This is a genomic window from Actinoplanes sp. NPDC051470 (assembly GCF_040682035.1).
Taxonomy (GTDB): domain Bacteria; phylum Actinomycetota; class Actinomycetes; order Mycobacteriales; family Micromonosporaceae; genus Actinoplanes.
Map to the genome: position 1 here is coordinate 46,392 of NZ_JBFBAA010000038.1, position 19,775 is coordinate 66,166.

Below are 19,775 nucleotides of genomic sequence, written 5' to 3' on the forward strand. Positions count from 1 at the left end.
CGCCCGCGTTGTTTCTCCACGGAGCCCCTACCCCTGTGTTCATCCGGCCGGGCGACGCGACCCCCTCCTTGCCGCGACCTCGACGACCACCGGATCCGCGGCCTTCCCCAACCGCCTCGTTTGCGCACCGCGTTTGTTGGCAGCCCTTGACCGTCGCAGCAATCCGGCCGGCGGCGACGCGATAACCTGTCCGGCTCTGCTCACCGACAGGAACGGCCGACATGCCCGACATCGACAAAATCGCCTGGATCCACGTGCGCGACGGCGCAATCCTCAGCACCCGCAGCCACCACCGGGACGCCTTCTACCTCCCCGGCGGCAAACGCGAGCCCGGCGAGTCCGATCTGGACACCCTGGTGCGCGAGATCCGCGAGGAACTGACCGTAGCCATCGACCCTTCCACGGCCGCCCCCGCCGGCATCTTCGAGGCCCAGGCCCACGCCCACCCCCAGGGCATCCGGGTCCGCATGACCTGTTACACCGCCACCTACTCCGGCACCCTCACCCCGGCCGCCGAGATCGCCGAGCTGGCTTGGCTGACCTACGCCGACCGCAACCGAGTCTCCCCTGTGGACAAACTGATCTTCGACCAGCTCCGAGACGACGGCCAACTCCACTGACCGAACCCGAACCCGAACGCCAACGCCAACGCCAACGCCAACGCCAACGCCAACGCCAACGCCAACGCCAACGCCAACGCCAACGCCAACGCATTGTCCAACCACCCGCGCCGAAGCACGAAGGCGTCGTAGCGGCCTGTCCGGCTTCGCGGGTGGCGTCGCGCGGGCCGATGCCGTCGAAGATTCCCGCCACCGGCTCGTGGAACGCACCCTCGCCGGGATCGGCCGACGCGACGCTCGCCACCACGAACGGCCCCCCGACCCCCAGCAATCGAGGGTCTACATCGCCGCCATACGCGTCAGCCGCCCACCACTATCACGGCCCTGGTTGAACATGCCGTCGTTGATCGAGCTGACGGCCGCCATCTGACCAACCAAATTCACGGTCCGGCTGTAGATGCCCTCGGCCCTTTGCTCTGATGTGCTGATGTCCTAACCGGCGGGCAGGATGGGCGCGGGAGGTACAGATGGGCGACATCGCGGACGTTCCACCCGCCGTTGTGGGCCGGCTCCGGGTGATCTGCGGGGAGCTGCCCGAGGCGTACGAGGAGCCGGCGTGGATCGGCCTGCGGTGGCGGATTCGCCGGCGGACGTTCCTGCACGTCTACACCACCGACGGGAGGCGGTCGGCGTACATCGATACGGACGATCCGGCCATCCTGATGACCTTCCGGGCGCCGCCCGGGGAGTTGGCCGCGCTGGCGCATGCCGGCCCTCCGTTCTTCCGGGCCGACTGGGGTGTGAATGTCGTGGGAATGGTGCTGGACGACGAGACGGACTGGGTCGAGGTTGCCGAGCTGGTGACGGACAGCTACCGCGTGCAGGCACCTCGCCGCCTCGCGTTCCGGCTGAAGGCAGGTGGATGAACCGCCGGCTACCTCCCCACGTTGCCGCTTATCCAGGTTCGGTGCTGATTCACGGTGGGATAGGTCGGGTTGCCGCACTGGCCAGAGATATTTCAGGAGACGATTCCGATGACGACATCACCCAGTGCCGCATGCTCCGGCCGTCTGGCCGGATTTGCGGGTGCAGTTCGTTCCGGGCGTGATCGGCTTCACGAACTGGTAGATGCCTTCGCAGGTCCACCGCGGCGTGACATCGAGGAAGACCTCGCGTCGTTCGTGGGGGAAGCCCGCATTGCTGGTCTTTCCGTAGCCGGTCGTGACTACCTCGCCGGCCGGCACCGCGCCCTGGCTGGGCAGTGTGGGTGCGATGAGGGGCTCCGACAGCAAGATGGGCTGGTCAAGCGCAGGATCGCGAGATCGCCGTCCATTGCCGGGACGCGCCTTCACCCGGTTCGGGCATCGGCCTCGAGCACGGTGAGGTCGCGGACCGCATACCGGTGATGCTCGGCCTCTTCCTTGCACACCACCGTGAGGCAGCGGCGCACGACGTACTCCCGGTCCGGATATGGGTCCGCCGGCTTGCGACCACACACCCGATCGAGCTCGGCCTCGGTGAGCTCGTCGACGAGCCGGCGCATCGTGGCCATGCGGGCCAGCCGCGGCGCGAGTACCTCGTCGAGCGTCGGGGTGGCATCGAGGGTGAGCCCGAGCTTCGCCGCTGCTTCGGCCGGCATCCCGCCGCCAGGAAGGCCCAACGGGTGGTACGGCGCGTCCTCCTCGAGCACGGCGTTGCCGATCCAGGCATCGCTGGCCATCAGCAGATGCCGCTGCGTCTCGACGAACGACCACTCGCCGTCGACCTGCTCGTGCAGCTTCGCCTCGGGTAGGCGCCTGGCGCGGTCGAGCGTCTCCTCCCATTGCTTCTCGATGGCATCCCAAGCGGCCCGGTATTCGGCGGCGGACGTGGCCTCACGGGCCAGCACCCGGTTGGGATGCAGCCGGTCGAGCTCGGCCTCGACGTAGGCGGTCACGTCGACGTCGTTGACAACGACACGCTCGAAGCCGCCACCGAGGGAGACGTTGCCCCCATAGCAGTCCACGATCTTCAGGCCGGTGACGTCGCAATCGCGAATCTCGAGGCCGGAGAGGTCGCATAGGTGGATGCGGGCACCACGGAACTGGTCACTTTGGGTGTACTCAGCAGGCATCGGGGCAGTTTCCCGTATCCGTCCCGCCCGCGCCAGTGAATGGCACAACGTGAGAGGGCGATAGGCGCGCTTTAGGTGTGTTTCGTGTTTGGTGAGGAGTTAGGGCTGCTGGTCGCGGGCTGTTTGGTCGGTTCGGCCGGCGCCGGCCAGGGTGAACAGGCCGGCCTCGGGTTCGGACAGGACACTGCGTTTGACCAGTCGTTTCAGCTTGGCTCGGACGCCTTCGGTGTCTTTGGCTTCGGTGCCCAGGCCGAGTTGGTGGCAGACGTCGGCCGCCTGCCGCGCGTCTGGCCCGTGGCCGATCCGTTCACGCCGTGCCGGGCGGCGGGTTTGAAGATCCGTCCTACCTGCCACCCCGCCGCACATCGAGCCCCTGGGTCGGTGCCGGCGGTTGCGGGGGCTGGCGTTTCCGCCGGATCCTCCCAATGGCAACGGTGTCTGGCACCTGCTCCGCGGGCCCTTTGGGTCGCTTGGGCGTCGTCGATGCTGTCGCCTACGACCTGGGCGGGGTTCAGGGACTGGTGGGATGGTCATCGGGCCACCCGGGTCATGAACGCGGCGCCGAGCAGGCCGGCCATGGGGGCGAAGGCGAAGCCGTACCAGAGTTGGGTCTCGACCAGGGTGCCGGTCAGGGCGGCGCCGAGTGCGCTGCCGACGGTGAACGCGGTCATGATCCAGGCGAACGCCTCGACGGCGGTGCCGGGGGGAGCCAGGCGGTCGGCGGTGAGGAAGACCGCGGTCAGCAGGGGTGGCAGGGCCAGGCCGCTGATCGTGACCAGGACGGCCATCACGCCTACGCCGGGGACCGTCAGCAGCGGGAGGTAGCCGACGGCCAGCGCCGTGGCCAGCAACGGCAAGCGGCGGGCGTCGCCGGGGGTGGCTCGGGTGTAGAGCAGGCCGCCGGTCAGCGCGCCGGCCGCCTGGGCCGCGAGCAGCCAACCGGTCAGGGAACGGTCGCCGGCCGCCTCGGCGTAGCCGGTCAGCGTCACGGGCAGGCTGCCGACGGCGGCGCCGGCGCAGACCACGCCGGCCACCATGATCGCGAAGCGGTGGACGCGCAGCGGGCCGGCCCAGTGGCGGTGGGCCGGTTGGCCGTGCCAGCCGCGTACGGCGGGGGCCAGCGTGAACACGGCCACGCCGGCCAGCTGGAGCACGGCCGCGGTGATCAGCCCGGCCGCGGGGCCGGCCACGGCGACCGCCGCCACGGTGATCAGCGGGCCGACCACGAAGATGATCTCCTGGACGGCGATGTCCAGGGTGTACGCCGCCGGCACCGCGGCCGGCCGCACCAGCACCGGCCACAGCGCGCGCAGGCAGGCTTCGAGCGGCGGCGTGCCGAGACCGGCGACGGCCGCGCCGGCCAGGGTGAGCACCAGGTTCCGGCCGCCGGACGCGACCAGCAGGTAGCCGAGGCCGGACAGCACCGCGGATCCCCAGAGGACGGGCGTCTGCCGCCAGCGGTCGACCGTGCGGGCGAGCACCGGAGCGCTCACGGCCATCCCGGCGGTGAAGACGGCGACGGTGATCCCGGCCAGCGCGAGGCTCTGCGCCTGCCGGGCGAAGATGAGCAGGGCCAGCGGCGCCGAGCCCAGTGGCAACCGGCCGATCTGGCTGGCGGAGAGGACGAGGGCCACCTGCGGGGCACGCAGGACGGCACGGATCCCGGTATCGGGCATGGGTGATCGCTCCCGGATCTGGGGTTCAGGGGACACGGAGGGACCGTGTCGCTCAGGGAGCGAAGTCGCCGCGGTCGTGGTCGTTGCCGTACAGCGGCAGATCAGGGGTGACCCACTGGGCGAAGGCGGCCAGGATCGGGGTCACGCCAGAACCCTAGGTTGACCTCAACCGAACTTCAAGTTGCACGCTCGCGGCATGAGAGCCGCCGTGTTCGACCGCTTCGGGCCGCCCGATGTCCTCCACGTCGTCGAGCGGCCCGATCCGGAACCCGGCCCGGGCGAGGTGCGCGTACGGGTGCGGGCGGCCGGCGTCCAGCCGTTCGACGTGGCCGTGCGCGCGGGCGGGATGCCGTGGCTCGACGTGACCTTCCCGTCGGGGATCGGCCAGGAGTACGCCGGCGTGGTCGACCGGGTCGGTCCGGGCGCCGGCTTCGAGGTGGGCGACGAGGTGCTCGGCTCGACCATGCTGGCCGGGCAGGCGTCCGCCCTGATCGCCCCGGCCGCGAACGTCGTGCGCAAGCCACCGGGCCTGTCCTTCCCAGCCGCGGCGGCGATCGTCGCGGCGGGACAGACCGCCACGGGGGCGCTGCGGGAACTCGACCTCCGGCCGGACGATGTGCTGCTGGTGCACGCGGCGGCCGGCAGTGTGGGCACGGTCGCGGTGCAGCTGGCCCGGCGCCTGGGTGCGAAGGTCATCGGCACGGCGAGCCCGGCGAACCACGACTACCTGCGGCAGCTGGGCGCCGTGCCGGTCGCGTACGGCGCCGGTCTGGTCGAGAATGTGGTCGCGACCGGTCTCGTGCCGACCGTGGCACTGGACGCGGCCGGCCCGGAGGCGGTCACCGCCTCGATCAAGCTCGGCGTCGACCGGATCGGCACCATCGTCGACGACTCGGCCGGCGGCCGGGTGGTGCGGGCGCCGCGCGACCCGGCCCGCCTCGCCGAGGTCGCCCGGCTGGCCGCCGACGGCGCCCTGCTCATGCCGGTCCGGGCCTATCCGCTGTCCGAGGTGGCCGCCGCCCACGCCGCGGTCGAGTCCCGGCACGGGCGGGGGAAGGTAGTGCTGATCGTGCAGCCGTAGGCCCCTTTGCCGAAAGCCACCCCGCCCGCCGCCCGGACGTTTCATCCTGTTCGGGGAACTTGGTACCTATCTTGCGGAGGGGACAGGTGTGACTCTCGTTCCGAAAGTGACCGCTGCCGTCGTACTGATGACCGTTTTGTCCGTTCCAAACCCGGCGCTGGCCGCGGAAGCGCCGGTGCTCCAGACCCTGCCGATCGGCGTGGCCAACCGGGCCGCCGCCGCGCCGGAGACCCGCCCGTTCGCCCTGGTCGGCGCCACCTGGGACGACCCGGCGGCCGCCCTGGCCACGACCATCACCGTCCGCACCCGCTCGGCGGCGACCGGCCGGTGGTCGGCCTGGCAGCCGCTGGAGAGCGACGGCCGCTCCCCCGCCGAGCCGGGCAGCGCCGACAGCTTCGGCCGCGGCCGCACCGACCCGGTGTGGGTGGACACCTCCGACGCCGTCGAGGCGCACACCACGGACGGCGTACTCCCGCGGGGTCTGCGCCTCGACCTGATCAACCCGGACACCCGCCACATCGAGACCGACGTCGCGCGAAAAGCCGCCCTCCCGCCGCGACCGATCCCGCGCTACGTGAGCCGGGCCGGCTGGGGCGCCGACGAGTCGATCGTGAAGAACGCGCCCGAGTACACGCCGTCGGTGCGGGCGTTCTTCGTGCACCACACCGCGACGGCCAACAACTACCGCTGCGCCGACTCGGCCCGGATCGTCCGCGGCATCGAGGCGTACCACGTGAAGAGCAACCACTGGAACGACATCGGCTACAACTTCCTGGTCGACAAGTGCGGGACGCTCTTCGAGGGCCGTAGGGGCGGCGTGACGCGGCCGGTGCTGGGCGCGCACACGCTCGGCTTCAACTCGTACAGCAGCGCCATCGCCGTGATCGGCAACTACGACGGCGTCGGCGCCCCGGCCACGGTCCGCAACGTGGTCGCCCAGGTCGCCGCGTACAAGCTGGGAATGTACCGGGTGCCGCCGATCGGCCGGTCGGCGCTGATCTCCAGCGGCAGCGACCTCTTCGCGCGCGGCACGAAGGTGGTACTCAACCGGATCTCCGGCCACCGCGACACCAACGAGACGACCTGTCCCGGCGGGTCGCTCTACCGGCAGTTGCCCGCGATCCGCCGGGTGGCCGGCGCGGCGCCGGCCGGGCTGCGGATGCGCGCGGTGTACGGGGCGGTCGCCGGCGGCTCGGTCTACTACGCGCGCGGCGCGATCCGGGTGTACTGGGGCCTGGCCACGCCCACGATGATGATGAGCCGGTTCGACGTGTACGTGGACGGCCGGCACGTCACCTCGGCCTCGAGCGCCGGCCGCATCGCGCTGCTGCGGATGCGCCCCGGCCGGCACACGGTGACCGTCCTGGCGATCCACCTGTCCGGCCGCACGACCCGCCTGACCCGCACGGTGGTGGTCGACGCGACGCCGCCGACGTTCGTGTCCGGTCCATCACTGATCCTGCGGCCCGGCAGCCTGAACGGCTCGGTTCCGGTGCGCCTGGGCTGGGGCGTCGGCGACCCGAGCGGCCTGCGGACGCTGGCCCTGACCAGCCCGCGGCCGGTGTTCTTCGGGGTCGGCCGGCGCACCTTCGACACGGTCGCGGTCCCGAACGCCGCCCGCGCCTGGGCGATCAAGGCGGTCGACCGTCCCGGCAACACCACGGTCGGCAAGATCGTCCGCACCCCGTCGATGGTCAACGACGCGACGGCCGCCCACTCCGGCCGCTGGGCCACGGTGCGTAACCCGCTGTACCTGAGCGGCACCGCCTCCCAGAGCACGACCAGGGGTTCCAGCATCGCGTGGACGTTCACCGGCCGCTCGGCCGCACTGGCCGTGACCAGAACACCGGCGAGCGGCCGCGCCACCATCTACGTGGACGGCGTCAACACCGGCACGCTCGACCTGAGCAGCCGCCAGACGGTCAACCGGGTGGCGATCTGGGCCAAGAACTGGGGCGCGAGCGGCCGCCACACGGTCCGCATCGTCAGCAGCGGGACTCGCCCCGGCATTGTCGTCGATGGATTGGTCGTTCTCCGCTAAGGGTTTTGTTGTGGCCGGGCCCGAGTCTTTCGGGTCCGGCCTTTTTTCCGGTACGGGCACACCACGGCCCCGTTCCCACTCGGCGACCCAGGCGGTGGGTTGCGGCCGTTGCGCCCGTTCCGGGCTTAACGTCGGGGCATGGGTCACTTCACCTACCCACAGGTCGGCGCCACCCGTGACGCCGACCTGCCCGCGGGGTTCCATCACCTGACCCGGTCCGTGCCGATCTCCGACTTCGAGCGCGTGGCCGGCGCCCTGATGAGCTGGTCCATCCATCGCCGCGCTTTTTTAACCATTTCGGCGCCGCCTCCTACGCCTGGCCTCACGGTGGTCATGCGTCTCGCGTTCCTGACGATTCCGTGCCGTGTCGTGTACGTGGTCGACGAGCCCGGCCGGCGGGGCTTCGCGTACGGCACGCTGCCCGGGCATCCCGAGTCCGGCGAAGAGTTGTTCCTGGTCACCCGCACCCGGTTCGAGATACGGGCGTTCAGCCGGCCCGCCACGCGGCTGGCCCGGGCGGGTGGTCCGCTGACCCGCGTCGCGCAGTCGCTGGCGACAAATCGCTACCTCGCGGCGGCCCGGTCCACGTAGGGTCCGGCCTCGTGATCCCCACGCCCGATCTGACCGGGCCGGTGCGCGCCGCCTTCGGCCCCGGCCGCCGGCTCACCGGCCTCGACCGCCTGGCCGGCGGCAGCCACAAGGGCGTCTACCGCCTGAGGCTGGACGACGCGACCACGGCCATCGCCTACGTCTGGACCGACGCCGAGAACTACTGGCCGGCCACGGCCCACGACAACGACGACCTCGACCCGTTCTCCCCCGCCACCGGCCTGCGCCTGTTCCTGGCCGCCCACGCCCGGCTGGCCGCGCTCGGGCTGCGGGTCCCCGCGCTGCACCTGGTCGAGGACGATCACCTGGCGATCGTGGAGGACTTCCCCGGCGACAACCTGCAGGAGCTCCTGGAGCGCGACCGGGCCACCGCCGAGCCGATCATCGCCCGCCTGGCCGGCGACCTGGCCCGCATGCGCCGCCACCGGGCGCCCGCCTTCGGCAAGATCGCGCTGGTCGACGCGGGCGGCCGCTCCCGGGCCGCCACCTGCGAGGCGGCGGCTCTCGGCTTCGCCCTGCGCTGCCTGTCCGAGGCCGCGGCCCGTGACCAGCGCATCGCCGACGCGGAGCCACGCCTCGCCGCGCGCCTGCACGAGTTGCACGGCGCCGTGCGTTCCCGGGCCGAGTTCTCCGTCGTACACGGCGAACTGGGCCTGGACCACGTCATGGTCGACGCGGCCGGCCGACCGGCGCTGATCGACATCGAGGACCTGATGTACTTCGACGTCGAGTGGGAACACGTCTTCCTCGAGATCCGCCTGCACGACGACTACACCCTGGTCGCCGCCGAGGGGCTGGACGAGGCCCGGCTGGCCCTCTACCTGCTGACCCAGCGCCTGTCCCTGACGGCGGGCCCGCTGCGCCTGCTGGACGGCCCGTTCCCCGACCGCGACTTCATGGCGGCCATCGCCGAGCACAACCTGACCGAGGCGCTGACCCTGATATGACCTTCGAAACCCTGATCGCCGAGGCCGCCGCGGCCGACGTCTCGGGCTGGAACTTCGACTGGCTGACCGGCCGCGCCACCGAGGAACGCCCGCCGTGGCGCTACTCCCACCTGCTGACGGCCCGCCTGGCCGAGGCGACATCGGCCCTGGACATCGACACCGGCGGCGGCGAAGTGGTGGCCGAGGCCCCGGTGTTCCCGCCGCGCATGGCCGTCACCGAGGGCTGGCCCCCGAACATCGCCCGCGCCCGCCACCTCCTGACCCCCCGCGGCGCCGAGGTGGTGCCGGCTTCCCCCGGCGAGCCCCTGCCGTTCCCCGACGCATCCTTCGACCTGGTGACCAGCCGCCACCCGGTCCGCCCGGACTGGCCCGAGATCGCCCGCGTGCTGACCGGCTCCGGCACCTACCTGGCCCAGCACGTCGGCCCGCAATCGGCGATCGAGCTGAGCGAGTGGTTCCTGGGCCCCCTCCCCCGCGACGGCGACCGCCGATCCCCGTCCGCCGAGACGGCCGCCGCGCAGGCCGCCGGCCTGGAGATCATCTCTCTCCGAACCGCCCGCCTCCGCATGCACTTCCACGACATCGGCGCCGTCGTCTACATCCTGCGCAAGTGCGTCTGGTGGGTCCCCGACTTCACCGTCGACCGCTACCTCGACCCCTTGCGCCGCCTGCACACCCACATCCAGGCCGAAGGCGCCTTCACCGCCCACTCCACCCGAACCCTCATCGAAGCGAAACGGGCCGGCGCGTCAACCGGAACCCCGCGCGACGCGTAGCTGGGCGCCACTCTGGGTGTCCAGCACGGCGCGATGGCCGAGCGGCCTGGTCAGGGTCACCGTGCCGGAACGCGGGAAGCCCGCCAGGGTGCAGATCTCGACGAGGTCGTCGCCGTACTCGCTCCGCGGCGACGAGGGCACGCCGCCGCGATCCTCGACGACAACGAGCGCGACGGCGGCGCCGGATTCGACCGCCGTGGCGGTGTAGTCGGCACCGCACGGTTCCGTCGCGGGCCCGTTCGCGCCGATGAACCTGAGCGTCAGCCGGTTCGAGGCCGGCGTTCCCGCCACGGCGTCGACACTGACACCGTCGGGAGCCTCGACCCAGGCGTCCCATGTGGGCGGGGTCGAGCCGTCGGCGGCCAGGACGTCGACAGCGTGCCGGCGGAGAGCGACCAGGGTGACGTCCGGGTCCCTCGGTGTCGCCGGTTCGGGCCGCCGCCCGGGCGGGGAACTGCTCGCCACCAGCAGCAGCACGGCCACCGCGACCCCGGCCGCCGTGCACCAGGACCGCGTCCGACTCCCGCTCCGAGCTGCCATGACCGCGGCAGTGTAACGCCGCTTGACCAGCGCATCCATGGGTGCCAACGGGAGCGGGTGGGCCGGGCTTCAGAGGGGTGAAGCCCGGCCCCGCGCCGGAGCCCGTTCGAGAGCAACGGGCTCCTGGAGGGGGCCGGCGCCGCCGCGACGACGCCGGCCCGCCATTCACCGGAGTCGACCCTGGGGGGCAAGGTTGTTCTCCGGATCCGAGCCGGTCGGGGGGCGTGACCGGCTCGGCGGGAAGGTCTATTGATCGCCCACCTGGCGATCGATCACACCGCGGAGCGCACGCATCGCGTAGTACAGCCACGCCTTGACGGTTTCGACGGGGACGCCGCGGTGGTGGGCCGCCTCCTCGAGGGAGACGCCGCGGTAGAAGAGTTCGACGAGGATGTCTCGGTGGGTGTCGGCCAGGGCGTCCATCGCACCGAGGATGGTGGTTGAGGTCGGTGCGGTGAACGGGACGAGGTCGGGCCGGTCGTCATGGCCGGCGGGGGCCAGGCGTTCGCCGTCGCGGAGCGCGGTGCGGGCGATCAGAACCAGCCACGGGCGGACGGCGGAGGGTCGCTGCGGATAGCGGGCCGGGTCCTGGGAGGCTCGGTAGAGGGTTTCCTTGACGATCGACTCCGTGAGGGCGTCGTCGCCCTCGGTGAGCTTGTGGACGTAGTCCCGCAGGCTGGCGCGGTGCGGCCGGACCAGGGCCTCGAACGCGGCCGAGGAACGGGCTTCGCCGGCCTGCCGGGCGCTGCTGCCGGGCGGCGGGGTGAAGAGGTCGGCATGCAAAGGCGGGCGGCCGGCGGCATGGCGGCCCATGGCGTTCCCCTCTCTGCTGCGATTGGTGTTTTCCATCTTTCGTCAGCACCGGCACGGGGGACACGGGGAAACTACCCGCATCACTACCCGTGTTCGCCGTCCTGATACGGATGGTCACCCCGAGGGCTTGGTCCCGATCCACAGGGAGCTGCTGCGCCGCAGCATCCCGTCACCAAGTGGCAGCTCACGCACGTGATCTTCGAAGGACGCACGCGGACCAGGTGGGAGGTCCTCCACGAACGCTCGGTAACCGTGCGACATCACCCAGCGCCACAAGACATCGTTGTCAGGGATGTGCACCTCGGAGGTGACGATTACCTCGTGGACGTCGTCGAAGCCGGCCAGCAACGCGGCCGGCGGCAGCAGCGCCCCCATGCTTCCGCCCGGCGGCAGGTGGGGTGTGAAGGTGGCAAACAGGTCATCGAGGCCGCTGACGAACCCGGACGACGGATGCCCGCCCCCGGTCATCGCGAACCGTCCGCCGGGCGCCAGCACCCGGTGGGCCGAGGCGACGGCGGCCGCCGGGTCGTCCAGCACATGCACGACGAACGCCGCCGCGACCAGATCGAATGACGCCGCGGGCAGCGGCAGCTCGTCCGAGAAGCCCAGGGAGAAGGTCAGAACCGTCGCCGACGGGTACGCCGCCGCGAGCCGCTCGGTCATCCCGGGCGCCGCGTCCACCGCCGTGACCCGGCACCCGCGGGCCAGGGCCGGATCGGTCAACGCCCCGCGCCCGGCCCCGAGGTCGAGGAAGCGGCATCCTGGCGGCGGATCCAGCGCCGAGACGATCGACCGGCCGAACGATGCGAAGAACGGCACCACCTCGTCGTACGAGGACGCCAACCGGTCGAAGAGCCGCCACGTCTGCTGCACAGTGGACGATCTTCGACCGGAATCGTCCACCGGGCAACGTCTTTTACAGTTCGACCGCCGTGCCCGTCGCCGCGCTGATCCGGGCGGCGTCGAGCACCTCGAGGGCGCGTACCGCGTCGTTGGGGTCGACCGGCAGCGGCCCCTCGCCGCGCACCGCGGCCGCGAACAGCGGGTAGAACTGATCCCACCGGCCGCGCTCCGAGCGCACCGGCGCGCCGGCCCGGCCCCGGTAGAGCCGGCCCCAGGCGTGCTCGGGCTCGACACCCCAGCGGTCGCCGAGCGAGGCCGGCGTACGCCCGGCCTTCAGCGCCGCCTCCTGCCCGTCCATGCCTTCCACCCCGTCGACCACGTAGGTGCCGGTCGTGCCGGTGACCCGGAACCGCGGCCCGGGCGCGCCCTGCCGCCAGGTCCCCCAGAGCAGCGACTCGACACCGGAGGCGTGGTTGATCACGACGAAGAAGTCGTCGTCCAGATCATGCTCAGAGGCGGAGCGCACGTCGGCGTACACCCGGGTGGCCGGGCCGTTCAGCACCAGCGCCTGGTCGACCAGGTGCGATCCGAAGTCGCGCAGCGTGCCGCCGCCGGACGCGCCGATCTCGCGGGCCGGCTCCCAGCGCTCGAAGCGCGACTCGAAGCGCCGCGTCTCGCCCAGCGTGCCGTCGCCGACCAGCCGCTGCACGGTGCGGAAGTCGGAGTCCCAGCGCCGGTTCTGGTAGACGGTGAGCGGCACGCCCGCCTCCTCGGCCGCCGCGGCCACCTCGCGGGCCGACCCGGCGTCCAGCGCGAACGGCTTGTCCACGACCACCGCCAGGCCCAGCGAGATGGCCTCCTTGGCCAGGTCGGCGTGAGTTGCGGCCGGGGTGGAGATGGATACCGCGCGTACGCCGTCCTCGGCCACCTGCGCCAGCGAGTCGTACGCCTTGAGCCCGTCCGGCAGCGTGGCGCGCCGCTCCGGCGACGTGGTGACCACGCCGGCGAACTCGACGCCCTCGGCCGAGGACAGCAGCGGGGCGTGGAAGATCCGGCCGCCCGAGCCGTACCCGACCAGAGCGAACTTGACCGAAGCGGTTTCAGACATGTGACGATCTTAAGCAGCAATCACCGACGCGATTCGATCCACCGGCACGGGCGGGCTGATGTACGGCCCCTGAGCTGCGACGGCGCGCGTCCGGCGCAGCGACTCGACCTGCTCGGGGGACGTCACGCCCTGCACGATCGAGGTCGCGCGCGCCGGGTCAGCGCCGCCGCGTTGACGCCGGGCTCGTGGACGGCCACGCCGATGCTGGCGCCGACCGTGACCGTGGCCGTGGCGAGCCGCTGCGGCGCGCTGAGCCGCGTACCCAGATCCGTTGCGACCTGCTCCGCCTCGCCCGGCCCGCGCACGCCGGCGAGCATCAGCGCGAACTCGTCGCCGCCGAACCGGGCGGCCACCCCGCGGTCGCCGGCCCAGCCGCTCGGCCACCCGGACCAGCAGCTCGTCGCCCGCGGCGTGCCCGAAGGTGTCGTTGACCTGCTTGAAGTCGTCCAGGTCGATGTTCAGCAGCGCGATCGTGCCGTCCGGGCCACGGCCGACCGCGACGGCCAGCTCGGCGAAGAACTTGGCCCGGTTGGGCAGCTGGGTCAGGTGGTCGTGGTTGGCCCGGCGGTCCAGCTCGTCGTGTGAGCGGCGGGTCGCCTCGCTCAGCTCGACACCCCGGGTCAGCGAGCGGAACGCGCTGATCATGCCGGGCGGCACCCGCCGCGGGTGGCCGATCATCCGGTGCCGGCCGCCGGACAGCTGCTCGACGTGCCAGTCGGCGAACCCCTCGAGGACCGTGGCCGGTTCGGTGAGCACCCGTTCCGGCAGCACCTGCCCGGTCAGGTCGGTGGCCGGGCCGACACATCCGATGACCAGGACACCGCCGGCGTCCGGGGCGCACAGCAGCACGACCGTGCCGGGCGACAGCGCGATCAGCTCGGCGGCGGCGTCGCGGGCCGCGCGGTGCACCGCGGCGCCGTCGGAGGCGGCCAGCAGCGCGGCGCCGGCCGAGGCCAGCACGGCGTCGCGGGCGGTCAGGAACTGCTGGGTGGTGAGCGCGTGGTAGATCATCCGGGCGATCACCGTGGTCAGCGTGATCTGCGGGATGACGCTCAGCGCGCCGGGCGCGTCGAACGAGATGTCCTGGGCCGGGCTGGGCGACAACCAGAGCGCGGCGGGTACGGCGAGGATGGCGCCGGCCGACCGCACGGCCCAGCCCCGCCGGCTCCCGTACAACGACTGGACCAGCAGCATGGCGATGGTCAGGCCGACCACCGGGACCGGGCCGTCCATCGCCGATCCGGCGGCGACGCAGAGCAGCGGGGTCACCACCGGCTCCCACGGCCAGGCGCGGTCCCGTCCGTAGGTGCTCAGCACGATGGCGCCGAGCGTGAGCAGCGCGATCCGCCCGGCGTGGTCCCAGGCCGGGGAGCCGGTGGCGCCGCCGATGCTGGTGGTCTGCCCGGCCAGCCCGAGCACGGAGATCCCCGTCGCCACCAGCCGGACCCGGCCCAGGCTGGTGTCCGGAACCCACGCGCGTAGCCGCCTCACCTTTCCCCGTTCGGCCGAAACCGGGCATTTCTGAGCGAGGCATTAATACGCCGGAAGCTTGTCGGATGGCCGACGAGCGCCCGGATCACGGCCGGTGGATCAGCACAATGGCGGAATGGACCATGCAACGGTGGGCACACCCTTCGCCGACCTCGACCGAATGCCCGCGCCCATGCTGGCCTTGCTGATCACGTCGCTGGAGGCGATGTCCCGCCACCCGGAGATCAAGCGGGTACGCGCGGCGGCGATGGCCGCCCTCGACCCACGGCCGGGTCAGCACCTGCTCGACGCGGGCTGCGGCGGCGGCGAGGTGGCCCGGATGCTGGCCGGACGGACCGGCCCGACCGGCTCGGTCACCGCGGTCGACTTCTCCGCGGTGCACATCGAGGCGGCGCGCAGCCGGCACGACGGCAGCAACGTCGACTACCAGCAGGGCGACATCGCCGACCTCGACCTGTTCGACGCGAGCATGGACGGCGTCTGGTGCGAGCGGGTGCTGCAACACGTGCCCGACCCCGAGCAGACGATCGCCGAGCTGCGCCGGGTCACCCGCCCCGGCGGCCGGATCTGCCTGATCGACACCGACTGGCGCTCGCTGGCCTTCGACGGGATGTCCCCCGAGCTGACCGGGTCCCTGGTGGCACACACGCTGAGCACCTTCGCCCCGGAACAGCGCGACATGGGCCGTACGCTGCGATCGCGCCTGGTCCGGCACGGCCTGGGCGAGGTCTCGGCGGTGCCGGTCACGCTCTTCTTCGGTACGCCGGCCTCGGCGGCCGTGGTGCTCCCGATGGTCAACCCGGTCGTGCCGGCCGACGCCGGGATGTGGCCGGACGGGCACCGCGACCCGTGGCTGACCGAGGTGGCGGCGGCCGGCGAGCGCGGCGACTTCCTCGCCGTCCTCACCATCTGGGTGGTGACCGGCACCGTCCTCGAGCCGTTCTAACCGTTCTAGCCGTTCTAGCTTTTCTGGCCGACCTGGCGCCAGTACTGCTTCTTCCGCTCGTCCCGCACCACGTAGCCATGCCCGGCCAGCACCTCACGCAGCTCGGCCACGTCGCGGTCGTCGTCCGACTCGAGCGCCTTCTGCCGGGCCGCGAAGACCGCGTTGGCCGCGGCCGACACCTCCGGCGAGTCCGGGACCCACCGCTGGTACGCGTCCGCGAACGGGTCCTTCTCGGCCCAGGCGATCCCGTACGACCGCAGCAACGGCTCGACCCGGGCGGGTGACGTGTTCGACGGCTCCCGCGCCAGTTCCCGCCCGTTCCGGCCGAGCAGCACCAGCTTGCCCTTGTCCCGGAACGCGGTAACCACCTCGCCCCGCGGCACCACCCGCCGCACACCGGGCCGGGTCAGCACCAGGTCGGGCCCGTCGACCCGGACGGCGAGCGATTCGGCGTCGACCATCGCGGCCAGCACCAGCCCGAGGAGCGCCCCGACCACCAGCGCGCCGCCGGTCGCCCACGGCTCGGGGATCTCGTGGATCACCCGGAACAGCCCCTTCCACGGCACCCAGCGCCACTCCACCACCACATCGGCCAGCCGCTCGACCCCGAAAACCACGGCCGCCCCGAGCACCGGCGGCAGCGCCCAGAACAACACCCGCAGCCCCACCGGCGTGGTCACGGCATCCCCGTCATACACAGCGCCGAGTCAACGCCAGACCGGCGCTCTTTCGCCAGCGACCTTCGTCGACACCAGGTATACCTTCGGCCCTTCCCCACCAGGATCAAGAGCTTGATGTCGTAGCTCGGCGGGAGGTACAGACCGTCGCTCCCGCCGAGGCCGGTCACCCGGCTCCTGGCCGCTGGCGCGGCCAAAACAGAGCCGCGCGACCTTCATTCCGCGTGCGTGGTCACCCTACGGGCGCTCCGCGCCCACCCCAGCCCGCCGCCCTTTGCTCTGAGCGCGTACAGGCACCGCGCGTGGTCACCCTCCCGGCGCTCCGCGCCCGACCCCCACCCCGCGGCCCTCTGCTCTGAGCGCGTATAGGCACCACCTGGATGCGGGCGACATCCGGATACCGCCACCATCGATGTGTTGCCTATACGCGCTCAGAGCAAAGGGCGCGGAACCAGAGTGGGGGTCCAGGGACCTTAATAGGGCATGGGCTTGTTTCGCAGAGTGGAGACCGGCGGCTACGAGGAGTTCGTGGCCGGGCGGTACCGCGAGATCGTCCGCTTCGGAGCGCTGCTGGCCGGGGACGGCCGCCTGGGTGAGGACCTCGCGCAGGAAGGACTGATCGCGGCCTACCGGTCCTGGCCCAAGCTCGGCGGGCCGGACGGCAGGCCCGAGGCCTACGTGCGTCGGGTGATGGTGCGGACGGCGATGCGGGCGCGGCGGCGGCGCTGGAGCGGTGAGGTGCCGACCGGGGAGATGCCGGACGCGTCCGGCCCGGGCTTCGCGGATCAGTCGGATCTCAGCGTGCAGATGTTCGACGTGCTGCGCGGGCTGCCGGCCGAGCAACGGGTGGTGCTCGTGCTGCGGTTCTGGGCCGACGCCTCCGAGTCCGAGGTCGCGCAGACCCTCGGCGTCGCCGTCGGAACGGTGAAGAGCCGCACGTCCCGTGCCCTGGCCGCGTTGCGGGCCGGCGGCCTGCTCCTGGAGACCTCGAAGGAGATGCAGTGACCAACAACGAAGTGAGCGAACTGCTCGACCGCGCGGCCGCGTCGGTGACCCCGGCCGAGACCGATCCCGCCGCCCGCCTGGTGGATCTGGGCCGCCGCAGTGTGCGGCGCCGCCGTTCCCTGGGAGCCGCCGGCTTCGTCGCCGCCGCGGTCGCGGCCGTGGTGGCCGTGCCCGTCGTCATGGGGATTCCGAACCGGCCCGACGCCACGGGGGCGCCCGGGTCGACGGAAACCTTCGGCGGCTTGACGGTCGCCGTGCCGAAGGGCTGGCAGACCAGCCGGGTCGACGGCTTCGAGCCGTGCACGGCCCAACCGAACACCGTCTATCTCGCCCAGCACTGGGGAGCCGGGCGGGCGCCGCAGCCCCGGGACAGCCTCGGCGGCTGCGAGTCGGAGGGCAGGGCGTGGATGGTCGTCGTCCGGACGGGCATGGGCCGGAGCCTCACCCCGGACCGGCTGATCGTGAAGGACGGTCAGCCGATCCAGGTTCAGCGGGGCGGCTTCGGCATGGTCGACTCCATGTGGACCTACACCGCGTTCGGCAACGACGTCGAGGCGACGACGGCCGGCATCTCCGCCGGGGACGACGATGGCCACGAGCAGTTGCTGCCGCGGGTCACCTGGCCGGCCGGCGCGCCCGCCCCGCGCTCCGGCGGTCTGGTGTTGCCGGCCACCTTCGACAGCGTCCTCGGCGAAGCTCCGCAGATGGTCACCGCGCAGGACGCCGCCACCCTGTCCCAGATCCGGGCCAAGCTCGCCCAGCTGCGCGAACCCGTGCCCGCCGGTGAGGAATGCGTCCTGGAGAGATCCGGCACGGTCGCGCTCGCCATCAACGAGTCACGGGAGAAGCGGGCCGACTCGATCACCGTCGTGCTCGGCGACGCGACCTGCCCGCAGGCGGTCTCGACCGCCGGCGGTCGCGTCAAGGCGCCGGCCGGGCTCGGCCGGCAACTGCTCAGCCTGGTCGAGGCCGCCGACGGAAAGTAGGCCGCCGACGGAAAGTAGGCCGCCGACCGCAAGGAGGAGGCCAGCGCCCGCACGGAGATCGAGGCCGGCGAACGGCATCAGTGCTGGACCGGCACCATCGCTTCGAGGAGCCGGTCCAGCTCGATGCAGGCGAAGCCGACGCGGACGTCGCTGGCGCCGTACGGGAGCCAGAACATCCCGTCGTGGAGCAGGCCGCCACACGAGTAGAGCACGTTCGGCACGTAGCCCTCGCGCTCCTCCTCGTCCGGTTCCAGCAGGCCGCCGGGGAGGTCGGCGAGGACCCGCTCGGGGTGGTCGAGGTCGAGCAGCATCGCGCCGATCGCGTACCGCCGCATCGGGCCCACCCCGTGGGTGAGCACCAGCCAGCCCGCCTCGGTCTCCACCGGTGAGCCGCAGTTGCCGACCTGGATCAGGTCCCAGCCGCGGTGCGGGAGGAGCAGCGGCTCGGCCGGCTGCCAGCGGTTCTGCTCGTCGAGCACGGTCAGGCCGAGGGTCTCGCCGTCGGAGCGGCAGAGGGCGAGGCGGCGGCCGCCGACCGGCCGGGGGAACAGGGCCATGCCCTTGTTCCGGGCGGCCGGGCCGTACAGCGCGGTGACCTCGAAGTGCCGCAGGTCGCGGGTGGTGACGCGGCGGCCGCCGATCTGCCGGCCGTCGTACGCGGTGTAGGTCGCGTGGTAGATGATCCGCCCGTCCGGCTCGATCTCCTGCACGAACCGGGCGTCCTCCATGCCGTTGCTCTCGGCCGGCGTGGACGGCCAGAGCACCCGCTGGTCCAGACCGACCGTGCAGGGGAAGGCGACCGCGTAGTCGGCGCTGACGATCCGGCGGATGACCTCGAGCGTCTCCTGGGTGGTGGGCCGGGACATCAGCTCGGACGGCAGGTGGCCGAGGACGTCCTCGAACTCCTCGTCGTCGTAGCGGTCGGGCAGCGCCGACAGCACGTACGCCGAAGCCTCGTTGTCCATCTCGGCGTCGGCCAGCCCGGCGGCCAGCTGTTCGAGCAGGTGCTTGGCGCCGACCCGCTGGCCGATCATCAGCGGCCCGCCGCGGTCCTCGAGCTGGATCTGCGGGCCGGGGCCGAGGATCGCGGTGGCGAACCCGATCGACGAGATGTGCCCCTCGCCGATCTGGCGCAGGCTGATCGCCGCGCGCAGCTCACCCGCCCGCATGTCGGACTGGTCGGGGTGCGGCACCATCGACGGGTTGCACAGCGCCGCCGCCTCGACCGAGTACTCGTGGCTGAAGTAGGCCCCGATCAGCGTCCGGGCGGCCGGCGACAGCTCGATCTCGGCCGGGACGCGGTGGCTGACCAGCTCGTAGTGGTGGGCGAAGACGCCGGTCAGGTCGTGGTGCCGGCCGGCGAACCGGGACAGCACCTCCTCCAGCATCCGGCCGATCTGCTCCTCGTCGAGCTGCAGGATGCGCTCGATCAGGCCGGAGGCGCGGTTCTGCACGAGCTGGGCGTCTTCGCCGGGCACGAACAGCTTGATCACCGTGCGCCGGTCGTCGGGCGCCATGGTGAGGTCGAGCCGGGTGGCGAGCTGTGGAGGATTCATGGTTGCG

At 72.1% G+C, this 19,775-nt stretch carries 19 protein-coding genes and 1 pseudogene; 10 read left to right on the top strand and 10 right to left on the bottom strand.

Annotated elements, in window-relative coordinates; all coding sequences use genetic code 11:
• Positions 1-221: 221 nt before the first annotated feature.
• Positions 222-620: an NUDIX domain-containing protein gene (locus AB0M54_RS41370; RefSeq protein ID WP_364477664.1), complete on the top strand. Its 399-nt coding sequence runs from the start codon at positions 222-224 to the stop codon at positions 618-620.
• A gap of 467 nt (positions 621-1,087) precedes the next feature.
• Positions 1,088-1,486 (top strand): MmcQ/YjbR family DNA-binding protein, encoded by a 399-nt coding sequence (locus AB0M54_RS41375; protein WP_364477666.1) that lies wholly within the window; start codon positions 1,088-1,090, stop codon positions 1,484-1,486.
• Positions 1,487-1,603: 117 nt separating this feature from the next.
• Here AB0M54_RS41375 and AB0M54_RS41380 read toward each other — a convergent pair whose 3' ends face one another.
• The 3 genes from AB0M54_RS41380 to AB0M54_RS41390 all read right to left on the bottom strand — a co-directional run bounded on the left by AB0M54_RS41380 (position 1,604) and on the right by AB0M54_RS41390 (position 4,349).
• Positions 1,604-1,852, bottom strand: a complete 249-nt coding sequence (locus tag AB0M54_RS41380; protein ID WP_364477670.1) for a hypothetical protein — start codon at positions 1,850-1,852, stop codon at positions 1,604-1,606.
• A 56-nt stretch (positions 1,853-1,908) separates the two neighbouring features.
• The gene (locus AB0M54_RS41385; protein ID WP_364316754.1) at positions 1,909-2,673 is read right to left on the bottom strand and encodes a DinB family protein; all 765 of its coding nucleotides are present in this window, start codon (positions 2,671-2,673) and stop codon (positions 1,909-1,911) included.
• Between the two features lie 530 nt (positions 2,674-3,203).
• Entirely contained in the window at positions 3,204-4,349 is a 1,146-nt protein-coding gene (locus AB0M54_RS41390) for an MFS transporter (RefSeq protein WP_364477673.1), read from the bottom strand.
• Between the two features lie 196 nt (positions 4,350-4,545).
• Between AB0M54_RS41390 and AB0M54_RS41395 the strand changes: the two genes are divergently transcribed.
• The 5 genes from AB0M54_RS41395 to AB0M54_RS41415 all read left to right on the top strand — a co-directional run bounded on the left by AB0M54_RS41395 (position 4,546) and on the right by AB0M54_RS41415 (position 9,803).
• Entirely contained in the window at positions 4,546-5,430 is an 885-nt protein-coding gene (locus tag AB0M54_RS41395) for an NADP-dependent oxidoreductase (protein WP_364316748.1), read from the top strand.
• Between the two features lie 127 nt (positions 5,431-5,557).
• Positions 5,558-7,471 carry an N-acetylmuramoyl-L-alanine amidase gene (locus AB0M54_RS41400; protein ID WP_364477676.1) on the top strand — a complete coding sequence of 638 codons (1,914 nt, stop codon included), beginning with the start codon at positions 5,558-5,560 and terminating at the stop codon, positions 7,469-7,471.
• A 138-nt stretch (positions 7,472-7,609) separates the two neighbouring features.
• Complete coding sequence (locus tag AB0M54_RS41405) at positions 7,610-8,062, top strand: DUF1990 domain-containing protein (RefSeq protein ID WP_364316742.1); 453 nt, start codon at positions 7,610-7,612, stop codon at positions 8,060-8,062.
• Between the two features lie 11 nt (positions 8,063-8,073).
• Positions 8,074-9,027, top strand: coding sequence for an aminoglycoside phosphotransferase family protein (locus AB0M54_RS41410; protein ID WP_364477679.1), 954 nt, complete (start codon positions 8,074-8,076; stop codon positions 9,025-9,027).
• Positions 9,024-9,803: a methyltransferase domain-containing protein gene (locus AB0M54_RS41415; RefSeq protein ID WP_364477681.1), complete on the top strand. Its 780-nt coding sequence runs from the start codon at positions 9,024-9,026 to the stop codon at positions 9,801-9,803. Before AB0M54_RS41410 ends, AB0M54_RS41415 begins: the two co-directional genes overlap by 4 nt.
• Here the strand turns inward: AB0M54_RS41415 and AB0M54_RS41420 are convergent.
• The 5 genes and pseudogenes from AB0M54_RS41420 to AB0M54_RS41440 all read right to left on the bottom strand — a co-directional run bounded on the left by AB0M54_RS41420 (position 9,777) and on the right by AB0M54_RS41440 (position 14,340).
• A complete protein-coding gene (locus tag AB0M54_RS41420) occupies positions 9,777-10,343 on the bottom strand; it encodes a hypothetical protein (protein ID WP_364477684.1) in 567 nt (188 codons plus the stop codon). The two genes, AB0M54_RS41415 and AB0M54_RS41420, sit on opposite strands and share 27 nt — an antisense overlap.
• A 246-nt stretch (positions 10,344-10,589) precedes the next feature.
• A complete protein-coding gene (locus AB0M54_RS41425) occupies positions 10,590-11,156 on the bottom strand; it encodes a sigma factor-like helix-turn-helix DNA-binding protein (protein WP_364316727.1) in 567 nt (188 codons plus the stop codon).
• Positions 11,157-11,270: 114 nt separating this feature from the next.
• A complete protein-coding gene (locus AB0M54_RS41430) occupies positions 11,271-12,029 on the bottom strand; it encodes a class I SAM-dependent methyltransferase (RefSeq protein ID WP_364477686.1) in 759 nt (252 codons plus the stop codon).
• Positions 12,030-12,072: 43 nt separating this feature from the next.
• Positions 12,073-13,107, bottom strand: coding sequence for a Gfo/Idh/MocA family oxidoreductase (locus AB0M54_RS41435; protein WP_364477689.1), 1,035 nt, complete (start codon positions 13,105-13,107; stop codon positions 12,073-12,075).
• A gap of 122 nt (positions 13,108-13,229) precedes the next feature.
• Positions 13,230-14,340: pseudogene (locus tag AB0M54_RS41440) on the bottom strand (GGDEF domain-containing protein).
• 388 nt (positions 14,341-14,728) lie between these two features.
• Between AB0M54_RS41440 and AB0M54_RS41445 the strand changes: the two are divergent.
• Positions 14,729-15,544 carry a methyltransferase domain-containing protein gene (locus AB0M54_RS41445; protein WP_364477692.1) on the top strand — a complete coding sequence of 272 codons (816 nt, stop codon included), beginning with the start codon at positions 14,729-14,731 and terminating at the stop codon, positions 15,542-15,544.
• 14 nt (positions 15,545-15,558) lie between these two features.
• Here AB0M54_RS41445 and AB0M54_RS41450 read toward each other — a convergent pair whose 3' ends face one another.
• Positions 15,559-16,224 (bottom strand): hypothetical protein, encoded by a 666-nt coding sequence (locus AB0M54_RS41450; RefSeq protein WP_364477695.1) that lies wholly within the window; start codon positions 16,222-16,224, stop codon positions 15,559-15,561.
• Positions 16,225-16,710: 486 nt separating this feature from the next.
• Between AB0M54_RS41450 and AB0M54_RS41455 the strand changes: the two genes are divergently transcribed.
• Together AB0M54_RS41455 and AB0M54_RS41460 are read left to right on the top strand one after the other, a co-directional pair.
• The gene (locus AB0M54_RS41455; protein ID WP_364477698.1) at positions 16,711-17,226 is read left to right on the top strand and encodes a SigE family RNA polymerase sigma factor; all 516 of its coding nucleotides are present in this window, start codon (positions 16,711-16,713) and stop codon (positions 17,224-17,226) included.
• Positions 17,223-18,212 carry a hypothetical protein gene (locus AB0M54_RS41460; protein WP_364316710.1) on the top strand — a complete coding sequence of 330 codons (990 nt, stop codon included), beginning with the start codon at positions 17,223-17,225 and terminating at the stop codon, positions 18,210-18,212. Before AB0M54_RS41455 ends, AB0M54_RS41460 begins: the two co-directional genes overlap by 4 nt.
• A gap of 77 nt (positions 18,213-18,289) precedes the next feature.
• On the opposite strand, the gene AB0M54_RS41465 is transcribed toward AB0M54_RS41460, so the two are convergent.
• The gene (locus AB0M54_RS41465) at positions 18,290-19,768 is read right to left on the bottom strand and encodes a glycoside hydrolase family 130 protein (RefSeq protein WP_364477701.1); all 1,479 of its coding nucleotides are present in this window, start codon (positions 19,766-19,768) and stop codon (positions 18,290-18,292) included.
• Between the last annotated feature and the right edge of the window lie 7 nt (positions 19,769-19,775).

What these genes read in the sequence shown, in the direction of transcription:
- AB0M54_RS41405 (WP_364316742.1), top strand. Translation starts at nt 7,610, where the DNA reads ATGGGTCACTTCACCTACCCACAGGTCGGCGCCACCCGTGACGCCGAC.
- AB0M54_RS41400 (WP_364477676.1), top strand. Translation starts at nt 5,558, where the DNA reads ATGACCGTTTTGTCCGTTCCAAACCCGGCGCTGGCCGCGGAAGCGCCG.
- AB0M54_RS41415 (WP_364477681.1), top strand. Translation starts at nt 9,024, where the DNA reads ATGACCTTCGAAACCCTGATCGCCGAGGCCGCCGCGGCCGACGTCTCG.
- AB0M54_RS41465 (WP_364477701.1), bottom strand. Translation starts at nt 19,768, where the DNA reads ATGAATCCTCCACAGCTCGCCACCCGGCTCGACCTCACCATGGCGCCC.
- AB0M54_RS41385 (WP_364316754.1), bottom strand. Translation starts at nt 2,673, where the DNA reads ATGCCTGCTGAGTACACCCAAAGTGACCAGTTCCGTGGTGCCCGCATC.
- AB0M54_RS41390 (WP_364477673.1), bottom strand. Translation starts at nt 4,349, where the DNA reads ATGCCCGATACCGGGATCCGTGCCGTCCTGCGTGCCCCGCAGGTGGCC.
- AB0M54_RS41395 (WP_364316748.1), top strand. Translation starts at nt 4,546, where the DNA reads ATGAGAGCCGCCGTGTTCGACCGCTTCGGGCCGCCCGATGTCCTCCAC.
- AB0M54_RS41420 (WP_364477684.1), bottom strand. Translation starts at nt 10,343, where the DNA reads ATGGCAGCTCGGAGCGGGAGTCGGACGCGGTCCTGGTGCACGGCGGCC.
- AB0M54_RS41370 (WP_364477664.1), top strand. Translation starts at nt 222, where the DNA reads ATGCCCGACATCGACAAAATCGCCTGGATCCACGTGCGCGACGGCGCA.
- AB0M54_RS41375 (WP_364477666.1), top strand. Translation starts at nt 1,088, where the DNA reads ATGGGCGACATCGCGGACGTTCCACCCGCCGTTGTGGGCCGGCTCCGG.
- AB0M54_RS41425 (WP_364316727.1), bottom strand. Translation starts at nt 11,156, where the DNA reads ATGGGCCGCCATGCCGCCGGCCGCCCGCCTTTGCATGCCGACCTCTTC.
- AB0M54_RS41435 (WP_364477689.1), bottom strand. Translation starts at nt 13,107, where the DNA reads ATGTCTGAAACCGCTTCGGTCAAGTTCGCTCTGGTCGGGTACGGCTCG.